Origin of the sequence: Prevotella sp. khp7, assembly GCF_900109055.1 — a bacterium.
GTDB lineage: Bacteria > Bacteroidota > Bacteroidia > Bacteroidales > Bacteroidaceae > Prevotella.
Map to the genome: position 1 here is coordinate 721,350 of NZ_FOIV01000002.1, position 19,049 is coordinate 740,398.

The 19,049-nt window shown below is 48.6% G+C and carries 14 protein-coding genes and 1 tRNA gene; 4 read left to right on the forward strand and 11 right to left on the reverse strand.

The window, feature by feature from the left end:
- Positions 1 to 86: 86 nt before the first annotated feature.
- The gene (locus BMX82_RS06445) at positions 87 to 560 is read right to left on the reverse strand and encodes an Lrp/AsnC family transcriptional regulator (protein ID WP_091767039.1); all 474 of its coding nucleotides are present in this window, start codon (positions 558 to 560) and stop codon (positions 87 to 89) included.
- Between the two features lie 157 nt (positions 561 to 717).
- Here BMX82_RS06445 and BMX82_RS06450 point away from each other — a divergent pair, with 157 nt between their 5' ends.
- Positions 718 to 1,797 (forward strand): uroporphyrinogen decarboxylase/cobalamine-independent methonine synthase family protein, encoded by a 1,080-nt coding sequence (locus BMX82_RS06450; RefSeq protein WP_036914465.1) that lies wholly within the window; start codon positions 718 to 720, stop codon positions 1,795 to 1,797.
- 40 nt (positions 1,798 to 1,837) lie between these two features.
- On the opposite strand, the gene BMX82_RS06455 is transcribed toward BMX82_RS06450, so the two are convergent.
- Entirely contained in the window at positions 1,838 to 3,880 is a 2,043-nt protein-coding gene (locus BMX82_RS06455; protein WP_081911190.1) for a PP2C family protein-serine/threonine phosphatase, read from the reverse strand.
- Between the two features lie 268 nt (positions 3,881 to 4,148).
- Between BMX82_RS06455 and BMX82_RS06460 the strand changes: the two genes are divergently transcribed.
- Positions 4,149 to 4,949: a metallophosphoesterase family protein gene (locus tag BMX82_RS06460; protein WP_036913939.1), complete on the forward strand. Its 801-nt coding sequence runs from the start codon at positions 4,149 to 4,151 to the stop codon at positions 4,947 to 4,949.
- 10 nt (positions 4,950 to 4,959) lie between these two features.
- Positions 4,960 to 5,613, forward strand: coding sequence for a hypothetical protein (locus tag BMX82_RS06465; protein ID WP_231622231.1), 654 nt, complete (start codon positions 4,960 to 4,962; stop codon positions 5,611 to 5,613).
- Positions 5,614 to 5,673: 60 nt separating this feature from the next.
- Here BMX82_RS06465 and BMX82_RS06470 read toward each other — a convergent pair whose 3' ends face one another.
- The 5 genes from BMX82_RS06470 to BMX82_RS06490 all read right to left on the reverse strand — a co-directional run bounded on the left by BMX82_RS06470 (position 5,674) and on the right by BMX82_RS06490 (position 14,808).
- Positions 5,674 to 7,545 carry a glycoside hydrolase family 13 protein gene (locus BMX82_RS06470; protein ID WP_091767042.1) on the reverse strand — a complete coding sequence of 624 codons (1,872 nt, stop codon included), beginning with the start codon at positions 7,543 to 7,545 and terminating at the stop codon, positions 5,674 to 5,676.
- A 2-nt stretch (positions 7,546 to 7,547) separates the two neighbouring features.
- On the reverse strand, positions 7,548 to 9,449 hold the full coding sequence (pulA, locus tag BMX82_RS06475) for a type I pullulanase (protein WP_036913934.1): 1,902 nt from the start codon (positions 9,447 to 9,449) through the stop codon (positions 7,548 to 7,550).
- A gap of 32 nt (positions 9,450 to 9,481) precedes the next feature.
- Positions 9,482 to 11,704, reverse strand: coding sequence for a glycoside hydrolase family 97 protein (locus BMX82_RS06480; protein WP_091767045.1), 2,223 nt, complete (start codon positions 11,702 to 11,704; stop codon positions 9,482 to 9,484).
- Entirely contained in the window at positions 11,701 to 14,379 is a 2,679-nt protein-coding gene (locus BMX82_RS06485) for a 4-alpha-glucanotransferase (protein ID WP_091767048.1), read from the reverse strand. Before BMX82_RS06485 ends, BMX82_RS06480 begins: the two co-directional genes overlap by 4 nt.
- A gap of 347 nt (positions 14,380 to 14,726) precedes the next feature.
- Positions 14,727 to 14,808: transfer RNA gene (locus BMX82_RS06490), tRNA-Leu, on the reverse strand.
- 155 nt (positions 14,809 to 14,963) lie between these two features.
- Here BMX82_RS06490 and BMX82_RS06495 point away from each other — a divergent pair.
- On the forward strand, positions 14,964 to 16,058 hold the full coding sequence (locus BMX82_RS06495; protein WP_036913927.1) for a mannose-1-phosphate guanylyltransferase: 1,095 nt from the start codon (positions 14,964 to 14,966) through the stop codon (positions 16,056 to 16,058).
- Here the strand turns inward: BMX82_RS06495 and BMX82_RS06500 are convergent.
- From BMX82_RS06500 to BMX82_RS06515, 4 genes are all read right to left on the reverse strand, one after another.
- Positions 16,055 to 16,450, reverse strand: a complete 396-nt coding sequence (locus BMX82_RS06500) for an HIT family protein (RefSeq protein WP_036913925.1) — start codon at positions 16,448 to 16,450, stop codon at positions 16,055 to 16,057. The genes BMX82_RS06495 and BMX82_RS06500 overlap by 4 nt on opposite strands.
- A 35-nt stretch (positions 16,451 to 16,485) precedes the next feature.
- Complete coding sequence (gene greA / locus BMX82_RS06505) at positions 16,486 to 16,953, reverse strand: transcription elongation factor GreA (RefSeq protein ID WP_036913923.1); 468 nt, start codon at positions 16,951 to 16,953, stop codon at positions 16,486 to 16,488.
- A gap of 149 nt (positions 16,954 to 17,102) precedes the next feature.
- Positions 17,103 to 18,059, reverse strand: a complete 957-nt coding sequence (locus tag BMX82_RS06510; RefSeq protein WP_036913921.1) for a phosphatase PAP2 family protein — start codon at positions 18,057 to 18,059, stop codon at positions 17,103 to 17,105.
- The gene (locus tag BMX82_RS06515; protein WP_091767051.1) at positions 18,050 to 19,045 is read right to left on the reverse strand and encodes an NAD-dependent epimerase/dehydratase family protein; all 996 of its coding nucleotides are present in this window, start codon (positions 19,043 to 19,045) and stop codon (positions 18,050 to 18,052) included. Before BMX82_RS06515 ends, BMX82_RS06510 begins: the two co-directional genes overlap by 10 nt.
- Positions 19,046 to 19,049: the final 4 nt, after the last annotated feature.

Below are 19,049 nucleotides of genomic sequence, written 5' to 3' on the forward strand. Positions count from 1 at the left end.
TGGTTTATTTTATGATACGTCTATTAGACGTACGGCTCTCCAAAAAGTTTAATGAAGAAGGGTAATATTCTTCGCTCAATTATTTGCTATCTTAGAGGAACGCCATGCGTGTTCTTGACCTCCTTCATAACGAAAACACTATGGAAGTAACCCACACTGTCGATGTTGCCAAGTTTGGTACGCATGAATTCCTGATACGACTCCATATCCCGTGTCTGTATCTTCAACGTAAAATCATATTCGCCACTTGTATTGTAGCATTCGGTTATCTCGTCAATGTTCTGGATGGCCTCCATAAAGTCATCCATCAGCACTTGTGAATGGTGCTTCAGGCGCATGTGACAGAGTACGGTGATGCCATTGCCTGTCTTCTTTGCATCAAGAATAGCGTGATAGCCTTGGATGAATCCCTCACGCTCCAGTCGTTTCTGACGGTCGAACGTAGGTGAGGCAGAGAGATTGATGCGTGCAGCTAGTTCCTTTACAGTAAGGGTAGAGTCGGTTTGTAGGATGCGCAATATCTTGCGATCGGTGTTGTCAAGTTCGTCGTATGTTATCATATTGCCAAATAATATTCTGTAATCAAATAGAAATTCGGTACAAATATAGTATATTTTACTGAACTTGCAAAATAATTTTTGAATAAATGCGGCTTTTTACTACTTTTGCAGTCGGAATTCCAACATCCGACAAAGTCAAACAGAAAAAAATATCACAATGACAAAAGTAATTAAAGGCATTCAGGTTCCGCAGCGAGCCGATTTTGTAGGCAGTTTCCTTCGTCCAGCCAATCTCTCTGACAGTACTCGTGACCAGTTGGTTCGTGAACTGACTGACAAGCAGAAACAGTTGGGTTATCATGTCATCACCGACGGTGAATTCAACCGTACCTTCTGGCATCTTGACTTCTTCTGGGGCTTTGGTGGCGTGGCTCATGAAGATGGAGGGGATGTTGTCTTCAATGGCGAGACAGCTCACCTCGACAGGATTTATCTTACTGGCAAACTCACCGCACAGCCGCATCCGTTTATCGACGATTTCCGTCGTGTCCAGCAGTTTGAAGATGCACAGACCATTGCAAAACTAACCGTCCCGTCGCCAGCGCAGTTTTTCCAACAACTCATCATTCCGCAGAATTTTCCTGGCACGAAGGCCATCTATCCCGACCTCGACGAATTGATCAGTGACATTGCTGCTGTCTATCAGGATTTTATCCGCCAGTTTTATGTTGTTGGTGGTCGGTTCTTACAGCTCGACGACTGTACTTGGGGCGCTATTGTGGGCGAGGCGGCCTCACTACGTTATGCTAGTCTGAGTCCAATACTCGACGATGTTAAGGACCTCTTGCTTAAGGTAAACAACCTAGCACTCGAAGGACGCCCTACTGATTTGCTGGTGGCGTCGCATATCTGTCGTGGCAACTACCACTCTACCTGGTTCAACAGTGGTGCCTATGACTCTGTGGCTGACTGGGTCTTTGCTCGTGAGAAGGTTGACGTACTATATCTGGAGTACGACGATGAACGTTCAGGAGGCTTCGAACCTTTGGCTAAAGTCAGTGCTGACAAACATGTGGTACTTGGTCTTATTACCACAAAAAGGCCAGAACTTGAAGATAAAGCAACAGTCATTGCCCGTATCCATGAGGCGGCCAAATACATTCCTCTCGATCGTCTTTCGCTTTCTCCTCAATGCGGTTTCGCCTCATGTGCTATCGGTAACAAAATCACGCCTGATGAGCAATGGGCAAAACTTAAGTTAGTTAAGGAAATCTCAGAAGAGGTCTGGGGTGTATAGAAAAATTCACTGCTCATTTTTTGAGCAGTGAATTTTTCTATTAGCGTGTTGATTGTATAGCCAGCATCAGAGGAATCTGTGTGTGTGAATCGTTGCCGATAAAACGTTGTACAGATTCAGTCATATGCTGTATGAAAAGTTCAGCCGAAGCATTGGTCTTCTTCTGTTGGAGCGCCTCGCCAAGTATGCGCTTTGTGCCGAACTTACGGTGGTTGGCATTCTCGATACTGCTAAGTGTGTTGGTGTAAAGGAAAAGCATATTAGAGGGCTCCAAGACAATCTCATGGGTAGAAAACGTACGACATTCATCCGAACCGCCTATAGCGTCCTCTTTGGCAGTTGGTAACAGACCAATTTCAGTAGCAGCGAGCACGGGAGCAGGATGTCCGGCATTGCAATATTGAAGTCTCCCTGTAGTTAATTCCAGTACTCCAACGAATAGCGACACAGGGCTGTAGTTGCCTGATGTCATGGCAGTGTTTACTGCTGTTACAATCTGTTCTGGTGCTATTCCCAGTGCGGCCATAGAACGGAATTGTGACTTGACAAGAGCTGCAGAGAACGAATCTTTGACGCTGTTGCCCTGCGCACCGCCCGCACAGAACCATAGTTTGTCATCATTCAACCGGTAATCAATGAAGTCGGCAGTAGCCGTACCGTTTGTCTTCGATGTTGCACAGAACGCCATCTTCTTATCCTTTGGCTCAAGAGGTGGTATGTCAGCCAGTTGTATCTCGCGGAAGATCCGCTGTTCAGTTTGTTGACGTTCTTTTTCGAAGGTCATTGTCTTTACCTCTTTATAGGCAGTCTCCAACTCCTGATGAGCTTTTGAAATGCGGTGACGCATCCATATCTGATAGAGAATGTAGGCAATGAAAATGCCGATAGCTACAAAGAGGGCTATCATCAGGGCCGTCATGCGTTTGCGCACGATTGATTCCTGATGGATAGTGATTTCTTGCAGTTTAGCCCTGGTCGTATCCTGCTCTTCAACTTCAGTGCGTCGTGAATTGGCAATCGCAGAATCAAGCATTTCACTTATCTTTATACTAACAGCCATGGCAGAGTCGCGACGTCCCGCCATCTGATTGGCATGGAACTTACGCAGACCAACACTCTGTATGTTGTCAAGGGTGTATTGTATATTGCGTAGTTCAAACATCTTGTCGAGATTCTCGTAGTTGGTGGCAGCTTCTTGCCAGCGTCCTGCGAGTTCCAGATATTCATTAGCTAGAATATGTCCTTCAGACGTCAGACTGTATTTTGTGCTTAGAAAATCGCGATAAGCCTCGGCTGCCTCTTCGTTTCGTCGTAATCCCTGTAAGGCCACAGCACGATAGATGTCATAACGTGCCCATTGTTTGTCTACATAGCTGGAATCAACGTCCTGACGTTGCTCGTACTCTGTGATGAACTTACCGTAACGCTCGTTCCATTTCAAGGCATCTTCGTAGTGTTGAATGCCGTTGTAGTTGTAAATGATATTAATCACTCCTGCGAAAGCGTTTTTATAGGCCTCGTCGTTATGGTGTACCTCAATGTCTTCCTTGTGTTTCTTATAGGCACGGTTGAAACTTGCATTGACGGAATCTTTGGATCCGTCCATGTGTATCTGGCAGCATCCGATGTAAATGAGCAGGTTAACGTAATCGCTGGTGGTGTCACATTTCAGCGACTCTAATCGATGGGCTACGGGAATACCTATCTTCAGTGTGCTTTCTCCATCGCGACGCATTGTGAGCACGTTGGCTAGTCGGCATGCTGATTTTGCATAATAAGAAAGCTCACGCGGATCGTTAGACTTCTCGGCGGCTTTGATGGCATGTTCCCAGAAAAAGGAGGCTGTGCGTAGTCTCTTCATACGATCGTATGCGTATCCCTGCCAGTAGTATGCTTCGGCTTCAGAGAGCTGACCTTTTTTCTGCAGACTGTCGGCAATAGTTGCTAGTTGCTTGTAATTCTTAGTCTGGTAGGCACTCTCAATCAAATGGTCGGCCTCGCTGTTGTATTTCACCTTTTCGTCACAGGCGCCCATCATTAGTAGGGTAGCTGTGATGATAATTAGTAGTATTGTTTGTTTCATATCTTTAGTTTTTATATTTCTGTGTAACGATACTTGATGTCAAAAGGGCGGCAATAGCCAGTCGGTATGATATTGTTCTTAGATTCACATGTATGATGATGCAAATATACAAAAAAAAGTCAGATAAATAGATCTTTATATTTTTTTTAACCTCCTTTTGATTAAATCTCGTCAAGAAATGCATAAAAGAATTTTATTCCTAACAGGAAATGATACAGAATCGGAAAAACTTTGTATATTTGTGGCAGTATTTTAAAATGTGGCGTATATGAGAAGGTATTTAATAGTTCCTGTCGTGTTTTTAATCACGGCGTGCAGCGACATGTTCGACACGCATCCATATGATGTGGACGTGCATGGAGAGAAGGGCATCAACAAGAAGCAGATGGCTGTTATAGAAAGCCGTTTTGCTGATAAGGACACATTGCGTGTCGCCTTTATCAGTGATACTCACTTGTGGCTCTCTGATGCGCGTGATCAAGTAGAAGAAATAAACCATAGGGATGACATTGACTTTGTAGTGCATTGTGGTGATCTGACTGATACGGCTACTGGTAAGGAATACGAATGGTCAAGGGATATCCTAATGAAACTTAATTGTCCGTTTGTGGCCTTGATAGGTAACCACGACTATTTGGGCACAGGTGATCAGACCTATGATGTGATGTATGGCGAAAAAGATTTCTCGTTTATTGCCTCACGAGTGAAGTTCGTGTGTTTGAATACCAACGCGACAGAGTATGACTACATGGCAGCTGTGCCCAATTTTGACTTTATGGAAACGGAGATGGTGAAGGACTCGGACCGATTCGACCGTACTATCGTAGTGATGCATGCGGCACCTTACAGCGACCAGTTCAACAACAACGTGTGTAAGGCCTTCCGCCGCTATCTCGACTTCTTCCCTGGTTTGATGTGCTGTGTATATGGTCACGATCACAACGATACAGTGAGTCGCATCTATGGCGACGACTTGATATTCTATGCTATCGACTGTGCAGAGCACCGCAACTATCGTATTTTTACTATAACCCCCGACGACTATGAGGTGGAGCAGATTTATTTTTAGTACTGCACTATTGACGTGTACACTGCAAGTGATTGCTGGCGACAGTATATACGTAGAAGATGTGCCAGAGAGCAAGTATGATAAGCGTATTCATCGCTATCAGAGGCATTGGGCGGCACTCATTCCAACGGAGTTCGTGATACAGAATGCGGGAAACATGGGAATTGCGTCAGCAGGTATTGGCTGGGACTATGGTAAGCGGGGGCAGTGGGAGACCGATTTACTGTTGGGTTACATACCGGCCCATGACTCTTCGCGTGGCAAACTGACAATGACCCTCAAAGAAAACTACATACCCTGGAGCATTAGTTTTACGCCTAGGTCCGTTAGTGTTAAAGAAAAAGGACGTTGGAGTATTGAGCCGCTTACGGCGAGCATCTACATCAATACTGTCTACGGCCATGAATTCTGGAAAACACAGCCGAGCCGCTATCCCGACAGTTATTACGACTTCATGTCGACAAAGTTTCGTCTGAATATTGCCTTCGGACAGCGTCTCTCATTTACGATTCCGGAAAAGAAGAGGAGAAGGTTCAACAAGATGACATTGTTCTATGAAGTGAGTTCGTGTGACCTCTACATTCGCTCAAAGATTCAGGATAGCAGCGTGCCGTTGAAAGATATTATCGGACTATCGATAGGGTTGAGGCTACAAACACTTTAGGCGATGGTTAGTACTGATTTGTACCAAGACATCGCCTAAAGAGAGGGTATTATTACAATCTTAGAATTCCAGAATCAGACTCTGTCGGGGCTTAAGCTCCTGATTTTCTGAGAGGTCGTAGTTGTGATCTGTCAGGATATCCTTGGCCTTGGTGGCATTGCCGATAATCTCTGCGTAGCGGCTAACGTCGAAGGTTGCAGGTTCCGAGGTGCCGTTGAGAATGGTGAGGACAGTCTTGCCTTGATACTGGCGGGCTACGACGTAGATACCGTTGAAGGGGATGAACTGCGTTTGCTTACCCTTGATGATAACATCGTTGCCCTGACGCCAATGGAGCAGACGGCTCAGCCATGTGAACATGCTCTGTTCCGCTTGGGTACGTCCTTCACGGGTGAAGCAATTATGCTCGTCGCCAGGGAAACCGCCAGGGAAATCCTTGCGCACATTGCCATCGGTAATGACCTTTGTGCCATTCATAAGAACCTCTGTGCCGTAGTAGAGCTGAGGAATGCGGTTCACAGTGAGTAGCAGTGACAGAGCCTGTTTAAGTGCCAGTGTGTCTTTGCCTTCACCTAGGAATCTGTCGGTGTCATGGTTCTCGATAAAGGCCATCACACTCGACGGGTTAGGGTAGAGGTAGTCGTATACAAACGAGCCGTAAAGGCGGTTCAGTCCTTTCTCAAAACCGTCGGTCTCTTCCTCCTTCGCTTGACTGAACTTGTTGTAGAAAGAGAAGTCCATCACCGTTTTCAAGTAAGAGTTAGTCTTAGCGAGTTTCGAGTCTTTCTGCCAAGTAGCGGTATAAGCCGGCTCTGTGACCCATGTCTCACCTACGGTGTTGAAGTTGGGATATTCTTCGTTAATCTCTTTCATCCATTGGGCCATAGCATCTGCGTAGGCATAAGGATAAGTGTCCATGCGGATGCCGTCGATGCCAACGGTCTCAATCCACCACATGCTGTTCTGGATGAGGTAGCGCAGGAGGTGTGGATTATGCTGATTCAAATCTGGCATAGAGGGTACGAACCAGCCTTCGGTTGTCTCCTTGAGGTCAATCTCCGAAGCGTAAGGGTCGACAATAGGTGTCAGTTTGTAACTAGTCTGCAGATACTTACTTTGTGGTTGCTCGTCCAGCCAATCGGGAGCATTCAGCCAGTCTTTAGATGGCATGTCCTTGGTCCAAGGGTGCTCAAATCCGCTATGATTGAAAATCATGTCCATAACAATCTTCAGTCCTTTCGCGTGGGCTTCGTCGCAAAAATGCTTGTAGTCCTCGTTAGAACCGAAACGTGGGTCTACCTTATAATAGTTGGTAGTGGCATAACCGTGGTATGTGGAAAAGCCGTTCTCGCTGTCGGGAGAGTCGTTCTCCATAACAGGGGTGAACCAAAGGGCGGTGACACCAAGTTCATTAAAGTAGTCGAGGTGCTCACGGATGCCGTTCAGGTCGCCACCATGGCGGAGCGACGGTTTGGTACGATCCTCTACATAATTGCGCATACCCTTGATTTGCTTTGGATGATTAGCACTCTGTGCAAAGCGATCGGGCATGAGTTGATAGAGGACGTCGGCGTTGGTGAATCCCATACGTTTGTCGCCACTCATCTCACGCTGTTTCAGTAGGTATTGTACCTTGATTTTACCAAAGTTAAGTGTCATGGTACCAGGCTGAGCATCTTTCAGGTTCAGATAGACAAGCAGGTAGTTGGGCGAGTCGAGACGAACGATGCTGTCGACAACTGCGCCCGGGTAATCGGTGCTCACACTGGCAACATCACGAATACCTTGACCATAGACCATTAGTTGTACAGAGGGGTTCTTCATCCCGACGTACCAGTTGGTGGGTTCTATACGGTCAATCACAGATTTCTTCGCTGCCATCGTGGTGAGCGTTGTGCTTACAAGTAAGCTAAAGATAAAGAGTCGTTTCATATTTAGTTGTGAATAATGATTGCTGACTGCGGATCGGCTATTGCCTTATCGCCCTTAAGACTGCCGAGGCCTTGTTCATTGATGATACCATCGCAACATACAATGGTGTAGTTGCCTTCGGGAATGGTGATCTCGGCAGACGACTTGCTGGCATTGAGAATGACGATAATATCGCGCCAGTCATCACGTCCTGCATAGTTCTTCAATCGATAGGCAACGGTGCCTTCTGGGGCATTGATAAACTCAAGGTGCTTGCGCACGAGGTCGGCATTGCCTAAACGGAAGGCGGGGTGGTTCTTGCGCAACTGGATGAGGTTCTTATAATATTCAAAGACCTGTGGATACTTAGCTTTGTTGGACCAGTCGAGCTGATTGATGCTGTCGGGCGATTCAAAGCTGTTGTGAACGCCTTTTTTGCTGCGAAGCAACTCTTCTCCGCTGAGGATGAAAGGAACGCCCTGAGAGGTGAATACGGTTGTCTGGGCAAGCAAGTCGAGACGGATGAGTTCATCGTCGGCAATGCTGGGGATGCTGGCGCGGAGACGGTCGGCAAGACACATGTCATCGTGACAGCTAACGTAACTGATCATCTGAGTAGGCTCAAGCGCCCAGGGAGTCTGTGAGTAGTTGACTTTAGACATGTCGACCTGAGGGTGTTGGATAGCGCCAACAATACCGTACTTGATGCTCTCTTCGCAATTGGGCTCACCAGCCAGAAAGCCGCCTTTGGTATCGTCAGAGAACGGACCGCGAAGAGCATCTCTGATCTCATCGCTGAAAGCTGCAATACTTGGCATCTGAGCGATGTTGGCTTTCATGCCTAACTGCTCGTTAGGCAGAGCGCAACTGCCTGCACTCCATCCCTCACCATAGATATAGATGGTGGGGTCGATGTTATTAACCATCTGGCGAATCTGGTTCATAGTCTCGATGTCGTGAACGCCCATTAGGTCGAAGCGAAATCCGTCAATGTGGTATTCGTTAATCCAGTATTTCACACTTTCGAGCATGAATTTACGCATCATGGGCTGATCGGAGGCCGTTTCGTTACCGCAACCGCTACCATTGCTATATTGTCCGTCGGCAGTCTTACGATAGAAATAGTCGGGATAGGTACGTTGGAAGTTGGAGTGCTCGATGTCGTAGGTATGGTTATACACCACGTCGAGAATGACGCGTATACCTGCTTTGTGGAGGGCTTGCACCATCTGCTTGAACTCACGAATACGTACTTCGGGCTGATAAGGATTGGTAGAGTAACCGCCCTCTGGCACGTTATAGTTCACAGGATCATAGCCCCAGTTATACTGTGGCTGGTTAAGACGCGTCTCGTCCACGGAACCGTAGTCGTAGCTGGGCAGTATATGTATTGCATTCACACCCAACTGTTTCAAGTGCTCGATGGCCCATGGTTCGGTGAGTGCCATGAACTTACCCGGATACTTGGCATCGGCACGGTTGATAGAGAAGTCGCGATGATGCATCTCGTAGATGACGAGGTCGGCAGGCGACTTGGTGACAGGACGCTTGTCGCAGCACCAATGTTCTGGGTTGGTTTGCTTCATGTCGATGATGGCGGCGCGCTTACCATTTACTCCGACGGCTTTGGCAAAGACGCCTGCACATTCGCCGCGTCCCACATCAAATGTATAGAACTTACCCATCAGGTCGCCCTTGACGGTGGCAGTGAATTGTTCTTTCCCCGTCTTCTGCATCTTCACGGTCTTGATGGCTTTACCATCCTTTCCTTGCTGATAGATGCGTAGTGTTACCTTCGCGTTGTCGGGTGCAAAGAGTTTAAACGTGGTGGCCTGCGGGGTGTAGGTCATCTCTTGAAAAGCTTGAGCCGCAATCATATTGGGCAACAACATAGACAATAGTCCTGCAAAAATCAATTTCTTCATTGGTTCTTAATTATGGTTGGCCGTTGATATTACTATTGGGCAATCAGGGAAATGGCGAAGCCGCCACCGGGTGCCTCAGTGAGTTTCAGTACATCGCCCGCCTTAACCACACGCTTGGTGATGGTATAGGCTTGGGGATTGGTGTCATAGTGAGCATCTTTTGCATCAGCATAGATGGTGCAGTTGTATTTACGACCCTTATCAAGGAAGTCGAGCTTGACGACACTCTTGTGGCCGTTTTCGTCGCACTTGCCGCCAATGAACCAGTTATCGGTGCCTTTGGCCTTACGAGCTACGGTGATATAGTCGCCAGGTTCCGCTTCCAGATATCTGGAGTCATCCCAGTCGCAGGCAACGTCGCGAATGAACTGGAAGGCGTCGTCGAACTTCTCGTAGTTCTCTGGCAGGTCGGCAGCCATTTGCAGCGGTGAATACATTGTCAGATAAAGTGCCAGCGAACCTGCAATGGTGATACGTGCCCATGAAGTGTTGTCGCTCCATTCAGAGAGCTTTGTCACGAAGATGCCTGGGGTATAGTCCATCGGACCGCCTTGCAGACGGGTGAAGGGAAGAATACAAGTGTGGTCTGGATTAGAACCTCCAAAAGCCTCATATTCTGTACCGCGGGCACTCTCGCCACCTACCAGGTTGGGCCATGTGCGGCAGAGACCTGTAGGACGAGTGGCTTCGTGAGAGTTGACCATGATGTGGTGCTTGGCTGCCTCCTTGATGACGTAGAGGTAGTGATTATTCATTGACTGTGAGTAGTGGTGGTCGCCACGGGGAATGATGTCGCCAACATAACCTGTCTTTACGGCATCGTAACCGTACTTGTTCATTAACTCGTAAGCCTCTTTGATGTGACGCTCGTAGTTCTGCGAACTCGAAGAGGTCTCGTGGTGCATCAGAATCTTCACACCCTTGGAGTGGGCGTATTCGTTAAGCATTTTAATGTCGAAGTCGGGATAAGGGGTTACGAAGTCGAAGACGTCGCGCTTCCACATATTGGCCCAGTCTTCCCAACCTACGTTCCAACCCTCAACGAGCACTTCGTCGAGACCATTTTTGGCAGCAAAGTCGATATAACGCTTTACCTTTTCGTTGTTAGCGGCATGACGGCCGTTAGGCTTCACACTGCTCCAATCTATCTGGTCGAGCTTGATAGAGGGGAAATCGTCGGTATAGTTCCAGGTGCTCTTGCCAACAATCATTTCCCACCATACACCACAGTATTTCGTAGGGTGAATCCATGAAGTATCCTCAATCTTACAGGGCTCGTTGAGGTTCAGAATCAGATTGTTTGCGAGCATGTCGCGAGCATCATCACTCACCATCACTGTGCGCCAGGGGGTCTCACAAGGTGTCTGCATAGCACCCTTCAGTCCTGTAGCGTCAGGAGTGAGATGACTCACGAAGGTGAAAGGTTTTGGCAGAGGATAGGTAGAGGGCTTGGGGTTAGGTGTGTAGGCATTGCTGCCACCGCCGAGTTTAGTGGTGAAAGCCTTTGTTTCTGCATCAACCAACTCAAGATGCATCGTGGCGTAATCCTGACAGGCTGCCTCGTGGATGTTGATGTAAAGACCATCCTGCGACTTCATCTGCAGTGAGGTCTGTACGCCAGTCTCTGAGAATACGGCCACGCTGGAGTTTCCCCAGTTCACAGCCTCTTTCATGCGTCCGCGGATTTCCGACAGCTTCGTCTCCTGTGTCACCTGCTCCTGTGTGTCGTAGTCGCCTGGCAGCCACCAGGCAGTGTGGTCCCCTGCCATGGCAAATTCCGTACGCTCTTCCTGAATCAGGAAATAGACGAGCTCTTGTTGCTGTGGGAACTCATAACGGAATCCGATACCATCGTCGTATACGCGGAAACGGATTAGGATCTCACGCTTAGTGGTAGGTTGTGAAAGCGTTGCAGCCAATTCGTTATAGTGATTGCAGATGGTGGCTGTTTCACCCCAGACGGGTCTCCAAGTCTCATCGAAGGTCGAAGTCTCTTCCTTTGCGATGGTGAAGCCGTCTATCAGGTTGGTTTCGTCCATCCCTTTTGAGGCATGCTTGTCTTTTGCCAGCTCAAGGCCGAGGTGCGAGGGCTTGATTACCTCACGCCCCTTGTAGATCATCTCATAGACAGGACGGCCTGCGTTATCCACAGAAAACTTTAACTCGATGTTGCCGTTAGGCGATTTTACGCTTGCGCTAAATGATAAATGACAAATAATAAATGCTAAACTTGTCAGTAACAGAATTCTTTTCATTTTCTTCCACTATGTATGATTAGGGTCGTTATTTCATTGTTGAAATCATCAGCAGCCAGTAACTGCTCAATGCTCATATGCATGCGGTAGCGCCAGTAGTGGCGGGGATTCGCAGGGATGTTGATGCGCTCGGCGTTGGCATCGGGCAGGCGAAGGCTCTCGCTGATGCTCATCCAGTCTTGGAATGAAAGCAGACAGAGCATTGAGGGCGAGGTGAGATGACGGCTCACGATGTCCTTTGCCAACCAGTCGGGCAGTGGGTGAGGTGCTGCGCCGCCACGATAGAGCATAGAGTTGAAATAGTCCTGTGTCAGCGCCTCGTCTTCGTCCCACCACTGACGCAGAGTTGACATGTCGTGGGTTGAGATGGTGCAGACAGAGCGGTACGGGTTGCGTGAGAGGTGACCGAAGCGGACGGTGTTGTCCTTAGGCATTGACTGAATCTCGAGACTTAGGATGCGCAACTCGTTCATCACCCAGGGCACGCAGTCGGGCACCATACCGAGGTCTTCAGCGCAAACAAGCATGCGGGTAGCCTGTGTCAGCTTAGGCAACTTCTTCATGGCCTCAGTATACCAGAACTGGTTGTTGCGGCGATAGAAGTAATCGTTGTATAGGCGGTTGAACGTAAACTTATCGTTGTCCCAGAGGGTTTGGTAGATAAAGTCGTTCTGTACGCCGATGCGTGGGTGGAACTTGTTGCTGTCCTTTCTGTCGCGTATGAAGAGTACATCGCTGATTAGAGCATAGAGGCCGTCGCGCAGGTTCAGGTCTTCTTGTGCCGTCTTGCCCTTGAAGGCTGCTTCCACTTTGCGCTGGGTGTCGTATTCGGGCTTCATCTCCCAAATGTCGTCATGGGTATGATTCAGGAAAGTGTCTTTTACGTATTGGGCCTTCTCGCCGAAGATCTTCTCCAGTGTCCAGTCTGCAATGAAGGGCTTGGTGAAGAGCTCTTCCTGGAAATGCAGGCCGTAAGCCTCAATCTCCTCGGGGGTCATGCCGAGTGAGGGAGAGAACTGACCGAGTAGGCCGTGAACAGCGTTGATGGGAATCTCCCAGATACGGAAGAAACCGAGTACGTGGTCAATACGGTAGGCATCGAAATATTCAGCCATCTTGCGGAAACGACGTACCCACCATGAGCAGCCGTCCTCAATCATCGCATCCCAGTTATAGGTGGGGAATCCCCAGTTCTGTCCGTTTACAGAGAATGCATCGGGCGGGGCTCCGGCCTGACCGTTTAGATTGAAGTATTTTGGCTCTACCCAGGCTTCTACGCCGTCGCGACTGATGCCGATGGGAATGTCGCCCTTCAGGATCACACGCTGCTGACGGGCATGGTTATGGGCTGCCCGCATTTGCTGATCGAGATTGAACTGTACGAAATACCAGAATGCCACTTCTTTGTATAACTTAGTGGTTGGTTTCGTCATCGCCTCACGTTCTGCCTCAGGCAACTCATGATGGTCGGGCCACTCAGAGAAGGTGGCCGTTCCGTAGAGGTCGCGGTAGTGGCAGAAGGCGGCATAAGGCACCAGCCACTCCTTGCTCTGCTCAAAGAACTCCTTGAAGGCTTTTGTCTTCATCGTCTTAGTACCTTCTTGGGCATAAATCTCGCGCAGATAGTCCATCTTGGCGTTGTTCACACGCTCGTAGTCTATCTGTGGCAGGGCGTTCAGCTCTTTCTGCAGGGCCTCAAACGCCTTACGCTTCGCCTCATCTTTCAGCTTTGGCAACTGGCGCAGGTCAGTGTATTGCGGATGCAGGGCATAGATGCTGATGCTATTGTAGGGATATGAGTCCTGCCAAGTATGCGTGATGTTGGTGTCGTTGATAGGCAAGACCTGCAGGATTCTCTGCTTGGTCTTGGCACACCAGTCAATCATCATCTTCAGGTCGCCGAAGTCACCTACGCCGAAACTGCCCTCACTGCGAAGCGAGAAGATGGGAATCACCGTTCCTGCGCCCTTCCAGGGATAAACTGGGAAATAAGCCTGTGGCAGCTCGTAAACTATCACGTCGCCCGATTTCAGTTCGGGCAGTGAAATGGTGCGGTTCATGCCGTTTTCCCAGAGCGGTGTCAGGTCGACCTCTTCGTCGAGGCCTACGAACTTGAACTCGAAGGCTTGTGGCAGCGTGGCGGCGTCAAGACTGACTGTCCATTCGTTGTTCTCGTGCTCCGTCATGCTGATGGCACGCTTCGACTCCCAATTGCCAAGAGCCTCGCCCTCACCGATGATGGCCAGGCGCTCATTGTTGCGCAACTGAGGGGCTCGCACTTTCAGACATACCGTCTTGGCATAGTCGGTCTGTGCGCTCTCGTGAAGTCCGCGAGCGGCTACGCACTCCGTAAAAGCGGTGGAGTAGAGATAGGCATCCTCAGGGATGTCGATCCAATGGTCGTACAGCATATAGTTTGTGCCCTTCTTTGCCGAGATGTCCAGCCTGTGAGGCTCCACAAGCCACTCGTGCCGCACCTCGCTGTCTCCTCGCATCACACAATAGTAATAATCAAGGTGCGCATTTGTCTTAGCGGCCTTGCTTATTTCGCACATCCAATGCACTCCGTCGAGGGTAGTCATCTTGTGCTGCTCCGCCTTCCCGTCCAGTAGGAAGTTCAATGCCAGTTCCTCACCAAAGGTGGTCTGGTACTCGAGATTGAAAACGATCTTCATATCCGAATTGCTTTTAGTTACTCTTTGTGTGCAAAGTTACGAAATAATCCGTTTCGTTGTTCTTCTAACTCCTTAGTTATTAAAGTCTTCCAAATGCAAACGTTTGCACTATAAAGCGCAATGTCCATATACTAAACTTGGGGTTTACTCCGGGTAAAGATTATCCCTTTCGGTACAAAACAAGTTGTTTTGTTCGTGTTCAGATAGTCTCTATGGGTGTTAAGGATAGTCTCTTTGAAGGTAAAACAAGTTGTTTTACTGTAGATGAAAACGTTTGAACGAGGGCTGGAGATAAAGAAAATGCTGCAAGTTTATACTTGCAGCACTTATGCTTAGGAGTCTTGTCGTACCCAGAGCCGGGGTCGAACCGGCACGGGTTGCCCCACTGGTGTTTGAGACCAGCGCGTCTACCGATTCCGCCATCTGGGCTTGGTAAAAAGATGCAACTGGGCTCCTAAAGCGGGTGCAAAGGTACGATAAAAATTTGAAACTCCAAAGGTTTCTTATAAAAAACTTAAAAATATTTGTTTTAATCAACTATTATATGTATCTTCGCAGCAGTAAATTTTGCTAATAACCAATACATGGAAATAACTGATAAGAAGAATTTCTGTATCATCCTTGCCGGTGGCCGCGGACGTCGTTTGTGGCCTGTCAGCAGGGAGCAGTACCCTAAGCAGTTCGTAGACCTGTTCGGAACGGGAAAGACTCAGTTGCAGGCAACATTCGATCGCTTTGCCCGTTTGCTGCCTAAAGAGAATATATATATATGTACGTGTAGAGAGTATCTGCATTTGGTGCAGGAACAGTTGCCTGAGGTGACTGAGCACAATACCATTGTGGAACCGATTCACAGAAACACGGCACCGAGTGTGGCCTGGGCCACGATGCGCATCCTGCGACAGAACAACGATGCAAACATCATCATATCGCCTTCAGACCAGCTGGTGCTCGACGAGGCTTCGTTTTCGCACAGCATGGATGTAGGCGTAGGCTATGTGTCTGAGAACAATGTCCTGCTGGCTATGGGGGTGAAGCCTACGCGGCCTGAGCCTGGCTATGGTTATATACAACTGGGCGATCTGAGCTGTAAGCCTGAGGTGTATAAGGTGAAGTCGTTCACCGAGAAACCTGAGCGCGACTTTGCTAAGATGTTCATGGAGAGTGGCGAGTTCTATTGGAATACTGGTATCTTTATTGCAAGTGCCCGTCACCTGATAGAGAACTTCAAGTACATATTCCCCGCCGTACTGCGTAACCTGAACGTTGAGAAGCCCAACTATACTTATGAGGAGGAATTGGTATACGTGGAGGAGAATTATCCGCGCTATCCCAATCTCTCGCTCGACTATGCCATTCTGGAGCAGAGTCAGGAGGTGTTTGTCATGAAGTGCAATTTCGGATGGGCCGACCTCGGCACGTGGCATGCCATATATGAGGTGATGACCAAGGTGAAAGATGATAATGTGGTGCTCGACTCGCAGGTGTTGCTGGAAGACTGCCATAACAACATCATTCGTCTGCCGAAAGGGAAACTGGGCGTGTTTAACGGACTTGAAGGTTATATCGTGGCCGAAGAGGGCGACGTACTGATGATTTGTAAGAAGAGCGATAACTCTTCGATGGTGAAGAAATACGTGAATGAGGTACGTCTGAAATATGGAGAGGAGTTTGTCTAATCGACAAACTCCTTACGTATCTTAGCGGCAATTTCCTTGAATTCCTCTTCCGTGAGTTTCAGCTTCTCACGGCGGAAGTCAACATCCTGCTCTGACTGCATCGGAATGAGGTGGATATGAGCATGGGCCACCTCAAGACCCAGCACAACCTGAGCCACCTTCTTACAAGGGAAGGCTGCCTTGACGGCTTTGGCCACTTTCTTGGCGAACACCTGATATTCGGCAATCTCGTCATCGTCCATATCGAAGATATAGTCTACCTCGCGACGGGGAATCACGAGCGTGTGACCTTTTACCAGCGGGTTGATGTCGAGGAATGCGTAGAACTTGTCGTTCTCTGCACACTTGTAGCTGGGAATCTCACCAGCGGCAATCTTAGAAAAAATATCCATAACTTACCTCTTTTACCTTATTTACTCTTTTACCTTTATCCTACGGTTATCTTGTCGATGCGCAGTTTGATGGTGCCACGAGGAATCTTCACTTCCACCTCGTCGCCCACTTTGTGGTTCAGCAGGCCCTGTGCAATCGGGGTCTGGATAGAGATCTTGCCTTCGCGGAGGTTAGCCTCGCTCTCGCTGACGATGGTATAGGTCATCTTGGCCTTGTTCATCAGGTTGGTCATCTCTACTTTTGACAGAATCTGTACGGCATCGGTGCTCAGACGGCTCGTGTCTACAACCTTTGCCTCAGAGATTGTCACCTTCAGCTGGTTGATCTTATCTTCCAGATGTGCCTGTGCCTCCTTGGCAGCGTCGTACTCACTGTTTTCACTCAGGTCGCCCTTCTCGCGTGCCTCAGCAATAGCAGCAGAGGCTTTGGGGCGCTCTACACTCTCTAAATGTTTCAGTTCGGCTAGCAGTTTGTCGTAGCCTTCTTGTGACATGTAAGCCATAATACTTATTATTTTATTGATTTATGATCTTGTTTTAAGTCAGACGTAAAAAACAAAGAATCCCGACAATGGTGTCGTGTCGGAATCCTTGATTTCTAATATGTCTTATCCTTACTTACTTGGTTGCAAAGGTAGACATTATTTTTGAATTAAACAAATTTTCGGGCGAAAAAATGCAGAACCGCGTAAATGACGACGGCGGAAATCCATCCGCCAATCACGTCAATGGCGTAGTGAGCCTGAATGTAGACCGTGGCAAAGCACATAAGCACGTAGAAGGGCATCATGCCCCAGAAGAGAGGCTTGCATCGCGCCTTCCAGGCCAGGAACATCAGGATGGTGGTGATACCTACATGACTGCTGGGGAAGGCTGCCGTGGGGCGTTCGCCTGCGTCATGGGCACTCTCCACAAGATAGTAGAAGAAACCGTCGTTCCATCCAGGGGTGGTTGCTCTGTCCATATGGGTGGCGAACCAGTTGCCCACGTCGGGGAATACACCGTTGGCGATATTATCGAATCCTGCTGCCAGATAATAGTACTGCGGACCGGTGACAGGTAGGAAGATAAAGATGACGTAATAGATGAAGAATGAGCTGAGGATGATGAACTCTGCGCGGTTGAACTCCGTATATCTCTTGAAGAAATAAAACAGTGTGATAACGGCTATCAGTGGGAAATACGAGGCATAGCCCAAATGCATCAGCTCGCTGAACACAGGATTCGTGATGGCCTGTGAGAAGAGTAGGGCGGGCTGGCAGCCGAAGACTTGCTGCTCATAGCCTGCAAAGAGATGGTCGAGGTTGGCGAAGTGACGGTTGAACTCGTAGGTTTCTGGGTACCAGAACGACAGGAGTACCAACTGTAGGCCGATGCGGCAAAACAGCGTGAAGCGGCATGGAATTAGCCGATACACGAACCAGAGGGCCAGTGTCATCATTACAATATGGAAGCGTCCCCAGATGATGGGTTCGATATCGTAGATCTTCGTCGACATGAAGAGTGCCAACAACAATGTCAGCAGCACATAGCCCATGATGACCCATTCTACGGCCAGCAGTCCCTTGCGTGGCTTTTTCTCAATCTTGAATATATCCTTTATAACCATCCGTTATTCTTGTACCATTTGATTGTTTCCTTTACGCCACGCTGTAGGTCGTATTGAGGCTGATAGCCCAGTTCGTCGATGGCTGGTTGAATGTCGCATCGCCAGTTGCGTTGGCGCAGAATGTTGTATTTGTCGTTGTTGAGTGCTGTCACCTTACCTGTCATCCTTCCGATGTATTCTCCGAAGAAGGTCACGATGCGCAGGACCCATACGGGTGCTGTGATGCGTATCCACCAGGGGCGTCCCAATTCTTCGTGGATGAGGTTGCTGAACGTCACGCTCTGATAGACATTTCCGTCGCTGAGGAAATACTTTCTGCCTGTCTGTCCCTTCTCCAGAGCAAGGAAGATTGCCTGTACCACGTCGCGTACGTAGACAAACGTGATGTCCTGACGTTTGAAACCAACAGCAAAGTCGGAATGCCCCTTGATGCTCTTGGCCATGATGAAATAGTCTTTCTCGCGCGGTCCGTAAACACCTGTCGGCCTTAATATAATATAAGGTACGCGAGTACCCAATGATTCCAGATATTGTTCAGCTGCCAGCTTGCTTCGTCCGTAGGCAGTATTGGGCTGGGGCGTGTCGGTCTCACGGATTTCTTCGTAGGGCTGCTGCTCTTTGATGGCACCAAAGATGCTGAGACTGCTTACGAATATAAATCGCTTCAGAGGCATCTTAACCTCCAGAAGAGCGTCTACAAGGTTCTTGGTCCCTTCGGTGTTGATGCGCTGGAAGTCGGCCTTGTTCAAGCATTTCGTAACACCGGCGGCATGCACCACGTAGTCGAAGTCGCAGTCGCGTAACTGTTCAGCGAGTTGTTCTTTCGATGAGAGATTCAGCTCAATGAAGTGGGTGCGCTCGTCCTGTAGGTATTTCCTTGAACTGCTTTTGCGTACGGCAGCCCAAGTCTCGAAACCCCGATTAAGAGCTTCTTCAACGATGAAAGAGCCAATAAAACCGCTGGCACCAGTGACTAATATCTTCATTTTC